The following is an 11,818-nucleotide window of genomic DNA, read 5'->3' as shown; positions in this document are numbered from 1 at the left end:
CCCACCCATCCCGAAGAAGCCGAACAACACCCCGACCATGAAGCCAAAGCTCACGAACAACACGAGCAGCGGCAGGCTGAGTCCGAGTATCTCCATCGATTATGCGTCCGTGATCGCTTCGATCAGTGGTGTTGCAACTCGCTCGAGGGCGCCGTAGCCGACGTAGAGGACGACCGCCTGGAGGAAGACGGCGCCGACGAGGAGCGTTGCCTGTACGGGCGCGGAGACCGCCGCGAGGTCGATCATGCGTATCGACCCTCGTTCGGGACCGGTTGTGTACGGATCATGGATTGCTACTCACTACTCACTAACCGAAGTACCCGTATAACGCTTTTGGGACTGTCGTACAATATTACTGCAGGATATCTCACGGCTATCCAACGGAAATATTCCCATAGGTTTTCCAAATATAGCGGGTCGGAACGACCGGTGGTACGGAGCTGGCGCGTCATATCATGCGCAAAACATATATTCTGACAAGATACGTTGGCCGAGCGACTGGAAGAGTTCGACTGAAGCGGAGTACGTATACTCTGAGTTCGGTAGAAAACCCTCGTTATCTGCCGATAGCGCCGTCGATAGGCCGTTTGAACCCCACACAATATTGGGCAACCCAAACAATATTATACTGGCAGTTCGTACGGTCGGTATGAAAGCGGTACTCGCCACCGACCTCTCGGCCGCCAGCGAGGCGACCATCGAGAACGAAACCTGCCTCGAGTGTCTCGGACGGATCGGTATCGAAGAGATCCATCTAGTGACGGTCGTTCCGTCCAACGTTCACGCGGGAATGCCCGGCATCGATTTCGAGAAACGCCGCCGGAAAGCGATCACGAGCTACCAACGGGTCATCAAGGACGCCGGCTTCGACGTCGAGATGCACGTCGTCCGCGGTACTCCCCACCGACGGATCACCGGTATCGCCGAAACGATCGGTGCGAGTCTCACCGTCGTTGGCTCACGAGGAAAGAGCCCGCTCGAGAACCGCGTCATCGGATCGACGGTACGAAATCTCGCACGGACGACCGAGACGCCGCTGCTCGTCAACCGAATCGAACGGGGAGCCGACGATCCGGCCGTCGTCAGAAAACACCTCTTCCAGCGGATGCTGTACGCGACGGACTTCTCAGAGAACGCCGAGCACGCGTTCGAGTCGTTTTCCTACCTCCGGCACGCGACCCAGGAGGCGACGCTCGTCCACGTCGAGACTCCGAAGGACCCTGGGCCTTCCGACGACGATCCCGAATCGCGACTCGCGGAGTTGGCCGATCAACTCGAGAAGTGGGACATCGAGACCCGTATCGAGGTCCGACAAGGCGATCCCGCCGAGGAGATCCTCGGCGCAGAAGACGCGTACGATCCGACGACGATTCTCGTCGGTTCGCGTGGCCACAGCCGACTCCGACGACTGCTGCTGGGCAGCGTCTCCGAGGACCTCGTCGCTCGAGCGAACGGGAACGTGATGCTCGTGCCGCCGGCCTGACTGTGACGGTCCGTTCAGCCGTCTGTGATGGCTGCTCTGACTTGGATCGAATTCGTAATCGTGACTGGTTTTTATCAGTGTGTGAGTCGGACGTTCGGCTATGACAAACGAGTCTGACGTCCTCCGGGCGATCCTGCTCGTCATTGCCCTTATCGTCCTCATACCGCTGTTGATGATGCTCGTCGCCTGGCCGATGATGGGTCTGTGGGGTGGCGGACACATGTGGAACGACGGAATGTGGAACGGAACTGGTGGGACGTGGATGTGGATGATCGGCTGGCTTCCCCTACTGTTGGTCCTCCTCGGCGGGAGCTATCTGCTGTACAAGGCAGTCGATCGCGCCGGTGGTAGCGGAGAGGACGCCGCACTCGAGGAACTCCGGCTCGCCTACGCTCGCGGCGACCTCACCGACGAAGAGTACGAACAGCGCCGTGAACGGCTGAAACGGGACGAATGACCCGCGGGGCGTGACCGGACTACCCGATCGTCAGTACTCGGTCGGCTGTCGTCACGATCTCGAGGCACGTGCCACACGCCTGGAGGTCGCCGCCGGCGTCGATGAACGCGTCCATCCGATCGCGGACGTCGAACTGCTCGTCGGTGATCGCTTCGGCTTCGACACCTTCCCCGAGGAGGAAGACCGAAACCTCGTGGCCCTCCTCGAGCGCCGTGAGTCCGAGCCGAAGCGCGTTCCAGGCCCGTTCGGGATCGGCCGTCTCGAGGACGATACCGAGTTGTTCGACTTCCGTGTCCTGTGCTGACATCGTTTGTGTGTTCACCCCTCAATACTATAAACACCAAGTGAACCCGACGTTTCGTAGTCGTTCGACCGTTCGGAGTCGACACGTTGTTCCGACCGATTGGAGTCGGGACGAACTACAGTCGAGAGTTCATTCGGTCATACTGCCGGACAGTCGGATCGTTGGTGTGTCGGAACTGGTCGACAGGGGGCCGTCTCAGGCTGCACAGTTGTTCGGTCCGAGTTCGAGCTCCGTCGCCTCGGACTCGTCGTCGACAGGATCTGCCCCCCTGTTGATTTCGATGACCCGTTCGTAGTTCGGCGGCTTCTCGGGCGCGTTCTCGGTCAGGTGAGCGACGAACTCGTCCTCGCTCAGCCCGAGGAGATCGAGTTCCTCGCGCAGCGTTCCAAGCTGTGCGTCGATCGCCTCGCCGGGTGAGTCGACTTCGTAGCGGTTGTCCGCCGAAACCGAGACGTGTCCGGGGCAGATCAGCGTCTCGTCGGGACGTTCGAGGATCGTCTCGTGGAGCGTTTCGTAGAGCAGTTCGGCCCCCTCAGAGGCGTCCTCGTCGCCAAACTGGAGCTCCGTGCGACCGACGGACTCGACGAACAGGGTGTCGCCGGTCAGCAACGCCTCACCGTCGACGAGGTAGTTTACCATCTCCGTCGTGTGTCCCGGGGCGTGCAGCGTCTCGAGTTCGATATCACCGACCTCGACCGTTTCGCCGTCGGCGAGCGGTTCGTACTCGTACTCGACCTCCCGATCGGTCGCGTGCTCGCCGAGGTGGTAGGGCACGTCGAGTTCGTCCGCCAACTGCCGGCCGCCCGAGATGTGGTCGGCGTGGACGTGGGTGTCGAGAACTCGCTCGATCGTCATTCCAGCCTCCCCGGCGACGATCTTGAACTGGTCCGTCTGCCGAGTCGGGTCGACGACGACCGCTTTCCCCGACGACTTCGAGCCGACGACGTAGCTGAGACAGCCCTTCGCCCGCCGCTGTAACTGGACGACGACGAGGTCGTCGTTCTCAGTCTCGAGCGGGACGACCTCGTACACCTTGCTCCAGTCTTCCATCCCGCCTTTGACGACCGTGACGTCGTCGTACCCCTGTTGCTGGAGCCTGAACGCAAACGGCGTCGACGTGAGTCCCTTCCCACAGATCGTGACGACCGATTCGCCATCCTCGACGATTCCCTCGAGTTGCTCGTCAGTGAGTTCATCGTCGGGACCGAACGGCACGTTTTCCGCGGCGTGGATTCGCCACCCCTCGTAACTGTCTTCCGGGCGTGTATCGACGAGTGTGAACGACTCGCCGGAATCGAGCAGTTCCGCGAGTTCGTTCGCAGAGATCTGGTTTACCATTGGAATTGCCTCCCAATACCAACTAGTCGGGCCATCCGATAGTGGTCTGCCCTGCAAAGACACCCCCGGTCACGCGTTCGTCTCGGAGCAGTCGGTCCGCCATCTGACGACGACTCCGACCAACGCGAGCGTGAGTACGGTGACCAAAAGCTGGCCGAGACCGGTCCCCAGTCCGACCGCGGCACCGCCGCCGGCAACGGCAGCCCCAGCGGGAGCGAGACAACAGAGACTCGCCGCACCCGCGAGGCCGAACAGCGACCGTCTCGACGCCGTCTCCGAGTTCATACACTCGAGTAACGGCGAGCGACATATATGTATTCGGGACCGTTCGGAAGCGAGACGGAACGGATCGCCGATCAGTTCGCGGCGCAGTTGTTCGGGCCGAGCTCGAGTTCCTCGGCGTCACTGCCTGGCTGTGTTTCGCCCCAGTTGATCCGTTTGATCTCGTTGTAGTTCGCCGGTTCGTCCGCGAGGCTCTCGACGATGGTCTCGACGAACGACTCCTCGTCGTCGTCCGCGACGTAACTCAGGAGTTCGTTCGTCGTCTCCGTTCGAAGCGAGCCGAGTTCGGTCGCGAGCGGGCGAATCGATTCATCGCTGAAGTGACCGGGGAGTACGACGGTGTCGTCCGCGAGGTCCATGAGCTGCTCGAGGCTGTCGAACAACTGACCCGCAGCCGTTCGGACGGCGTCTTCGGCACTATCCTCGAGGTCGGGGCGGCCGACGCTGCGAAGGAACAGCGTGTCACCAGAGAGCAACGCATCACCGAATCGGAACGAAGCGCTTCCAGGCGTGTGACCCGGCGTGTGGATCACCTCGAGAGCACGCTCGCCGACTGCGATCGTCTCGCCGTCCTCGAGTTCCGTGACGTTCTCGCGGGCCCCGGTGTCGTCACCGTGCAGGTAGTAGGGGACGTCGAGTTCGTCGGCAAGTTGGGGCGCTCCTGAGACGTGGTCGGCGTGGGCGTGCGTGTCTGCGACGGCGACGATCGAGAGATCTCGCTCGTCGGCCGCAGCCAGGTATCGATCGACGTACTGACTCGGATCGACGACGACGGCCGCCTCGCCATCGTGAACGAGATACGAGATACAGCCGGTTCCGGGTCGGACGACCTGGACGACGCCGTCTACGTCCTCGACGTCGTCCGTCCGATGGAGGCGACCCCAGCCGTTCATTCCGTCCGTGATCGATTTCGCGTCGAGCCCCTGCTCGCGGAGGAACGACGCGGCCCGTGCGGACGTGACGCCGGCGCCACACATGATCGCGATCTCCGTGTCCGTCGGCAGTTCGTCGAGGTGGTTCTCGAGCGTGGAGAAGTCGTGCTCGAGCAATTCGTCGTAAACCGGGAGGTTCGTGCTCCCGTCGATCCGCCACTCCTCGTAGGCGTCCTCGCTTCGCACGTCGAGAACGAAGGGCGCTTGCGCATTGTCCTCGTGGAGACGTCGATCGACTTCCGCAGGATCTACTTCTGTATTGCTCATCTATTCCAATACTACAGAATAGCGTGTGTTAAATTCGTTGATCGAACCAGGACAGTGATCACCACACGGTGTCCCAGTAGATCACGGTCTCGAGAGAGAAAGAGCCCGCATACGACACTCGAGGGAAACCCCGTCGGAAGCGCAGTCTCGATGACTCGAGTCGCCGTACTTACCGTCGAGCGACGACAGCCAGCGTCTCCGGCCGATCGTGGACGCGCTCGACGGTGAAATCGGCCGCCTCGAGGTGATTCGTGACGTCGTCGGGGCCGAACCGCTCGTCGACCGACGGTCCGTCCTCACCGGACCCCGTCGCCGACCAGTCGACAGTGACGAGCCGGCCGCCCGGTCGAATCACGCGGGCGAGTTCCGCCATCGTCTCGTCGTCGGCGTACTCGTGGTGTGTCATGATAGAGAAGGCAGCGTCGAGTTCGTCGTCGGCGAAGGGCAGCGAGCCGACGCCGGCCGCGACCAGTTCGACGGACTCGGAGACACCCTCCTCGCGGTGGCGCTCGTGCATCTCTTCCTGGACGTCGACCGCGTACAGCGTCTCGACGAACGGCGCGACCTCCCGCGAATAAAAGCCCGTACCCGACCCCAGATCGGCGACGACGTCGTCGGACTCGAGGGCGAGCATCTCGACGAGTTCCTCACGCGAGCAGAACCGATACCGCGATGGGTCCTCGAGCGCGTCGGCACGATCGGTCGGGAACGTGTGAAATCCCATGCCGATAGTTCGGGTCAAAATTGTAAGAATGTGTCTATTCTCCGGGGAACAATCCCGGTCCCGACGGTCGTCTGGAAGAAACCCGTTCGACGATCGAACCCGGTATTGTGTGTGACATACATAACTGTTATATCGGACGAGCACGTGGTATCGCGTATGAGTGATCTAGACGACGAGCGCCAACGCATTCGCGAACAGAAAAAACAGGAGCTACAGGAACGCCTCGAAAACGGGGACGTGCCCGGATCGGACGACGGTACCAACGCTGAATCGACACCCAGTGAGCCGATCGCGATCGAGGGCCAGGACCACCTCGAGTCGGTCGTCGACTCACACTCGGTCGTCCTCGTCGACTGTTACGCCGACTGGTGTGGGCCCTGTCAGATGCTCGAGCCGACGATCGAGGCGCTGGCCGCCGAGACCGACGCTGCAGTCGCGAAAGTCGACGTCGACCGCCATCAGCGCCTGGCCCAGCAACTGGGCGCCCGTGGCGTCCCGACGCTGGTCCTCTACGCTGACGGTGAACCCGTCGAACGGATGGTCGGAGCCCAGAACCGCGCGACACTGGAGAACCTGATCGAACAACACAGTTGAGACGGACTGCTGTATCGTCGTACGGTCCCTGTCTCGATCTCAGGCGACCCAACTGAGGATCGTGAAATAAACCGTCTGCAACACCGGCTTCGTGACGATACAACGAAAAGGCTGCACTCGAAAGATGACGGCAAATGAAAGTCGGTGTCGTCGGGGCCGGGATCTCGGGACTCACGCTGGTCCGTTCGCTCGCCGAGCAGGACGTAGACGTCGTCGCGTTCGAAGCGCGCGAAGAACCCGGAGGCGTCGTACAGAGTCGACACGTCGACGGACACGTCGTCGAGTTAGGACCACAGCGGCTCCGGCTAACGCCGGGTCTCGAGTCGATGATCGAGGAGTTGGGGCTCCGAGATCGGTTGCAGACGGGCGACGACGAACAACCGATCTACGTCTACCACGACGGTGAACTGAAGGTCGCACCCCTCTCCGTGCGGGAGGCACTGACGACCGACCTACTGGGTCCTGCCGGCAAACTTCGAATGCTGTTGGAGCCGCTGTTCGGACCACCACGGCCGAACGAAACCGTCGACGAGTTTCTCGTCCGGAAGTTCGGCAAACAAGCGTCACGGCGGTACCTCGGACCGCTGTACAGCGGCCTGTACGGGACGGATCCGCGGAACATGCTCGTCGAGTACTCGCTTGGCCGTGTCCTCGAGAAAGCCGGCATCGATCGAAGCGTCCTCCTATGGGTCGTTCGGAAGCTGCTCTCCGGACGCGAGACGCCTCCGATCTGTACGTTCGAAGGCGGACTCGGCGAACTGACCCAGGGACTGTACGACGCCTACGCGGACGCGATCGAACTCGGGACGCCGGTCGAGACGATTCGCAAACGGGACGACGGGTTCGAACTCGTCACGGCGGATACCGTCGAATACGTCGACGAAGTCGTTCTGACGACGCCAGCGGAAACGTGTGCCGAGTTGTTAGCACCGGTCGATTCCGGGCTCGAGGCGACGTTACGCCGGTTCAACTACAACCCGATCGGAATGGTGTTTCTCGAGTCCGACTTCGACGGGACCGGGATCGGAACGCTCGTACCACCGGGGTCGGACGTTCAGATCAGCGGCCTCACCTGGAACGCGAGTTTCCTCGATCGTGACGGCCTGTTCACCTGCTATATCGACCCGCTGAGTTACCCGCCACTTTCCGACGCCTCGGACGAGGAACTGGGCCGGGTCGGTGCGGCCGAGTTCGAGCGGATCACCGGCACAGCGGCGGCGCCGATCCATGTCCACCGCTGGGAGCCGGGCATGCCGGCGTACGACCGATCGTGGACGGCGATGGACGACCTGGAGCTGCCAGCGGGCGTCCATCTCTGTACGAACTTCGTCGATCGGCCCGGCATTCCGGGCCGCATCCGGACCGCTACGCGACTCGCCCGCGAACTCGCCGACGAGTGAGACGGACAGGTCCGTACGATCCGGGCGCCAGTGGCGACTACCGGCTTCGAAGTACCTATACCGGTCGCTTCCTAACGGCCGGCTATGAAGACAGGAGTTGTCCTGTTAAACTTCGGCGAGCCGGCCGTACCGGACCGTGACGTCGTCCTCGAGTACCTCACTCGGATCTTCTTCGACAACGCCGACTTAGAGGAGGCAGAATCCGAGGACGCAGCGTGGGAGCGGTCCCGCGAGCTGGCCCGCAAACGGCTGCCGAGCCTGATGGAGGAGTACGAGGAGATCGGCGGCTCGCCGCTGCAAGAACAGGCGACCGAACAGGCAAACGCCCTCGAGGAGTCACTGACCGACCGCGGCCACGAGGTCGAGGTCTACCACGCGATGCAGTTCATGGAACCGTTGATCCCGGACGTCGCGGCTGAACTCGCAGCGGACGAGATCGAGTCCGTCATCGCCGTCCCGATCTATCCGCTGTGTGGCCCCTCGACGACGATCTCGTCGATCGACTCACTCGAGTCCGCAATCGAGGAGACCGACGGCTACGAGCCGGATTTCACCGCGATCACCGGCTGGCATCGGGTTCCGGCGTACAACCAGCTCCGAGCCGAGGGAATCCAAGCGTTCGTCGACGAAAACGGAGTCGACCTACAGGATCCCGATACGGCGTTCGTCTTCTCCGCCCACGGAACGCCGAAGAAGTACCTGGAGGAGGGGAGCCGATACGACCAGTACGTCGAGGAGCACGCGGCGACGATCGCCAGCATGCTTGGCATCGACGACTACGAGATCGGCTACCAGAACCACGCGAACCGCGGGATCGAGTGGACCGAGCCCGACACCGAAGCCGTCGTCGAAGGACTCGAGGGGGAGGCCGAACGCGTCGTCGTCGAGCCGATGAGTTTCATGCACGAACAGTCCGAGACGCTCGTCGAGCTCGACATCGACCTCCGCGAGGACGCCGAAGCGGTCGGCCTCGATCTCTACCGGGTGCCGGTCCCCCACGACGACTCGCGGTTCCCGACGCTGCTCGCCGACACCGTCGAGCCGTTCCTCTCGGGCTTCGAGCCGTCGTACTACCAGCTTCGCCAGTGTGAGTGTCGGTCCGAGCCGGGGACGTACTGTTACAACGCCGGACTCCCACCGCAGTAACGGAAACGCTCCCTAACGGGTCGCGTTCGACTACCGCGTCGCCGTTTTCGCCGTCTCGAAGAAGGCCTCGACGTTCTCGACGGGGACGTTCCGATCGACGCCGTGGCCCAGGTTGAGGATGTGTCCCGAGTCGCCAGCGGCTGCGATGATGTCACGAGTCCGTTCCCGGACGGTCTCGGGATCGCCGTACAGCAAGGCAGGGTCGAGGTTCCCCTGGATCGCCACGTCGCCGAGTTCCTCGCGTGCGGCCTCGAGGTCGACCGTCCAGTCGAGTCCGACCACGTCGGCGCCGCTGTCCGCGAGCAGGTCGAGGTTGCCGCTGACGTTGCGGACGAAGACGATCGTCGGCACGTCGATCGCGTCGACGATCTTCCGATGGAGCGGCAGGAGGAACTGTCGGTAGTCCGCCGGCGAGAGCAGTCCGGCGTAGGTGTCGAACAGCTGAATCGCGTCCGCACCCGACTCGACCTGATAGGTGACGTAGTCGAGGATGACGTCGGTAAACGCCTCGAGCAACCGTTCGAAGGCTGCTGGATGTTCCGCGCGGAGCCGACGAACGCTCATGAACGACCGCGATGGGGTTCCCTCACAGACGTACGCCGCGAGCGTAAACGGTCCGCCAGTAAAGCCAAGCACCGCCGCCTTGGAGCCGAGTTCCGCAGAGAGGCGCTCGAGCAGTTCGCCGACGTACCAGAGCTGGTCCTCGACGTCCTCGCGTTCGCGGTGGGTGTCAGCCGGCGACTCGACCGGGTTCTCGACGACTGGACCGACGCCGGACTCGAGGTGATACGAGAAGCCAAGCGGCTCGAGAACGGTGAGAATGTCGGAGTACATGACGACGCCGTCCGGCTGGAACCGTTCCCAGGGTTGTAGCGTTATCTCGGTCGCGATCTCCGGCGTCGAAATCGCCTCGAGAAACGAGTAATCCTGTCGCAGTTCGCGATACTCCGGGAGGTATCGGCCTGCCTGTCGCATCATCCATACCGGTGGCCGATCGGTCGATTCACCACGAGCCGCCCGGAGGAACAGATCCTTCATAGGCGTCGATTCGGGGTACGAGAGCCTAATAGTTATGAAACAGTCGGCGAATTTCGACGCGAGGTCGAAAGGCGGGCAGTGACGTCGGACCGTCGGACCACAGTCCACTCGAGGCGAGATTAAATAACTGGCAAATGAAGTGTACCATTATGTATCTATTTCAACTTAAAACCAATCCCTACATACGGAGGCTTACAACCATATTTCTGTAAATAAGTGTTTATAGACACCGTCTAATTTGGTATCCCAATATTAGTGTTCGTGTTTAGACCAATCAAGTGGGTGTACTAGACGATAGTGTAAATAGCAAACAAATATGTTCGTGTCCGATACTCGAGGGAGTGTCCGTCGCCACCAGTTGTATGATTTTGTCGAGCGTAGTACAGTCGGCTACTCGACGACTGATCGATGGCATTCGAGAGAAGCGCAGACATGATAGATTCCAGTTTATCCACGGTCTGTGACAGGAAAAGGGGACATCGAGGCACTAGTGTTGTGAAATAGAAACAACACCAGTTATCAGTTCTTCAGTCAACGTTCTTACCTGTGTTGGATCGAACGGATCATAGGTTCCGGCTAAAACGAGTCACACACCGATCCCAACGACCGCTGGTGATCGGTGTACAAACAGTTGTTACTATAGCTACCCCCTCTCAGAACTCGAGGACGAACATCGTTCCGTAGCCGAGCCCGAAGGACAGAACGAACGATCCGATCCAGGCGACCACCGTGATCCCGAGTTTACGAGGACTGACGCCGGCACCGCCGCCGACGGCCAGCCCGGCCCCGATGACGGCGCTGACGATGATCTCGTTGAACGAGACCGGGACGCCGAGCAGGACCGCAGCCTGGGCGATGAGAAACGACGGCACCAACGTTGCGATAGATCGGCGCGGACCGAGCGAGGCGTACTCCTGTGAGACCGCTTTGATCATCCGCGGAGCGCCGGTCCAGGAACCGACGAGAATGCCGAGCCCACCGCCGAGCAACACCGCGATCGGCGAGACCATCGACACGTCATCGAACAACGGGAGCAACGGGCCGACGGCGAGGCCGACCTGACTCGCACCCGCGGAGAACGCCACGAGTCCGCCGAGAACGAGCAGAAACCGCCGCAGACCGCCGGCCTGATCGCGGTCGACGTCCCACCGAACAGCCAGCGCGGCGACCGACCCAACGGCGAGTGTCACGACACCCACAGCGGCCGTCCCGTCGAGTGGTAGAAACTGGGCGCCGGCAGCGGCGGGCGTGCCGCCGACCGACTCGAGAAACACGAACTCGAGGTTCGCGACGACGGCACCGACGAGCCCGGCGAGTAGCGGCACGCTGTTTCGTTCGGGGACGTCCGACCGGGGAAGCAGCGCCGCGATCGCGTACGCGAGGCCTCCACCGACGAACGGCGTGAAGAGCCACACAGCGCCGACTTCAGCGTACTTCGCCCAGGCGGGATCGCCACCGAGTGCGATGCCGACGCCGACCACCGCCCCAGTGACCGTAAACGCCGTCGCGATCGGGTAGCCAGTGGAGATCCCGATCGCCATTAGCCCGGCGCCGATCAGGAGGACGACGATGACGCTCGTGGCGGGCAGCGAAACGCCGTGAACGAGATCCCGGCCGACGGCTTCCGAGACACTCGCGCCCTGGGTCACTGCTCCGGCGAAACCAAGGATCCCGACGAGAAACGCGGCTCGCATCGTTCCGATGGCGTTCGCCCCGACGGCAGGCGCAAACGGGGTCGCACCGCTCGAGCCGGCACCGATGACCCAGGCCATAAACAGACTCGAGAGCGCGGCGACGGTAAACAGGAGTATCGTTGCGAGTTCCATCGATTAAAATACGGTCAGGTACAGTTA

The 11,818-nt window shown here is 62.0% G+C and carries 13 protein-coding genes; 5 read left to right on the top strand and 8 right to left on the bottom strand.

The window, feature by feature from the left end; translation table 11 throughout:
* Positions 1–99: 99 nt before the first annotated feature.
* The gene (locus RBH26_RS20725) at positions 100–246 is read right to left on the bottom strand and encodes a hypothetical protein (protein WP_306760266.1); all 147 of its coding nucleotides are present in this window, start codon (positions 244–246) and stop codon (positions 100–102) included.
* Between the two features lie 403 nt (positions 247–649).
* Here RBH26_RS20725 and RBH26_RS20720 point away from each other — a divergent pair, with 403 nt between their 5' ends.
* Entirely contained in the window at positions 650–1,483 is an 834-nt protein-coding gene (locus RBH26_RS20720; protein ID WP_306760265.1) for a universal stress protein, read from the top strand.
* A gap of 100 nt (positions 1,484–1,583) precedes the next feature.
* Positions 1,584–1,940: an SHOCT domain-containing protein gene (locus RBH26_RS20715; protein ID WP_306760264.1), complete on the top strand. Its 357-nt coding sequence runs from the start codon at positions 1,584–1,586 to the stop codon at positions 1,938–1,940.
* Positions 1,941–1,959: 19 nt separating this feature from the next.
* Here RBH26_RS20715 and RBH26_RS20710 read toward each other — a convergent pair whose 3' ends face one another.
* From RBH26_RS20710 to RBH26_RS20690, 5 genes are all read right to left on the bottom strand, one after another.
* Complete coding sequence (locus RBH26_RS20710) at positions 1,960–2,247, bottom strand: DsrE family protein (protein WP_306760263.1); 288 nt, start codon at positions 2,245–2,247, stop codon at positions 1,960–1,962.
* Between the two features lie 192 nt (positions 2,248–2,439).
* Positions 2,440–3,582, bottom strand: a complete 1,143-nt coding sequence (locus tag RBH26_RS20705; protein WP_306760262.1) for an MBL fold metallo-hydrolase — start codon at positions 3,580–3,582, stop codon at positions 2,440–2,442.
* Between the two features lie 69 nt (positions 3,583–3,651).
* Entirely contained in the window at positions 3,652–3,867 is a 216-nt protein-coding gene (locus RBH26_RS20700) for a hypothetical protein (protein ID WP_306760261.1), read from the bottom strand.
* 71 nt (positions 3,868–3,938) lie between these two features.
* Positions 3,939–5,063 carry an MBL fold metallo-hydrolase gene (locus RBH26_RS20695; RefSeq protein WP_306760259.1) on the bottom strand — a complete coding sequence of 375 codons (1,125 nt, stop codon included), beginning with the start codon at positions 5,061–5,063 and terminating at the stop codon, positions 3,939–3,941.
* Between the two features lie 169 nt (positions 5,064–5,232).
* Positions 5,233–5,787 (bottom strand): class I SAM-dependent methyltransferase, encoded by a 555-nt coding sequence (locus RBH26_RS20690; RefSeq protein ID WP_306760258.1) that lies wholly within the window; start codon positions 5,785–5,787, stop codon positions 5,233–5,235.
* A gap of 156 nt (positions 5,788–5,943) precedes the next feature.
* Here RBH26_RS20690 and trxA point away from each other — a divergent pair, with 156 nt between their 5' ends.
* From trxA to hemH, 3 genes are all read left to right on the top strand, one after another.
* Positions 5,944–6,381, top strand: a complete 438-nt coding sequence (trxA, locus tag RBH26_RS20685) for a thioredoxin (RefSeq protein ID WP_306760257.1) — start codon at positions 5,944–5,946, stop codon at positions 6,379–6,381.
* Between the two features lie 134 nt (positions 6,382–6,515).
* A complete protein-coding gene (gene hemG / locus RBH26_RS20680; protein ID WP_306760256.1) occupies positions 6,516–7,781 on the top strand; it encodes a protoporphyrinogen oxidase in 1,266 nt (421 codons plus the stop codon).
* An 84-nt stretch (positions 7,782–7,865) separates the two neighbouring features.
* The gene (gene hemH / locus RBH26_RS20675; protein ID WP_306760255.1) at positions 7,866–8,927 is read left to right on the top strand and encodes a ferrochelatase; all 1,062 of its coding nucleotides are present in this window, start codon (positions 7,866–7,868) and stop codon (positions 8,925–8,927) included.
* Between the two features lie 30 nt (positions 8,928–8,957).
* Here hemH and hemE read toward each other — a convergent pair whose 3' ends face one another.
* Together hemE and RBH26_RS20665 are read right to left on the bottom strand one after the other, a co-directional pair.
* Entirely contained in the window at positions 8,958–9,965 is a 1,008-nt protein-coding gene (gene hemE, locus RBH26_RS20670) for a uroporphyrinogen decarboxylase (protein ID WP_306760254.1), read from the bottom strand.
* 653 nt (positions 9,966–10,618) lie between these two features.
* Complete coding sequence (locus RBH26_RS20665) at positions 10,619–11,791, bottom strand: inorganic phosphate transporter (protein WP_306760253.1); 1,173 nt, start codon at positions 11,789–11,791, stop codon at positions 10,619–10,621.
* Positions 11,792–11,818 lie beyond the last annotated feature (27 nt).

The sequence above is a fragment of the Natronolimnohabitans sp. A-GB9 genome (genome assembly GCF_030848565.1).
GTDB lineage: Archaea > Halobacteriota > Halobacteria > Halobacteriales > Natrialbaceae > Natronolimnohabitans.
Note: the sequence above shows the minus strand (reverse complement) of the source record. Positions and strands in the feature narration are given on the sequence as shown.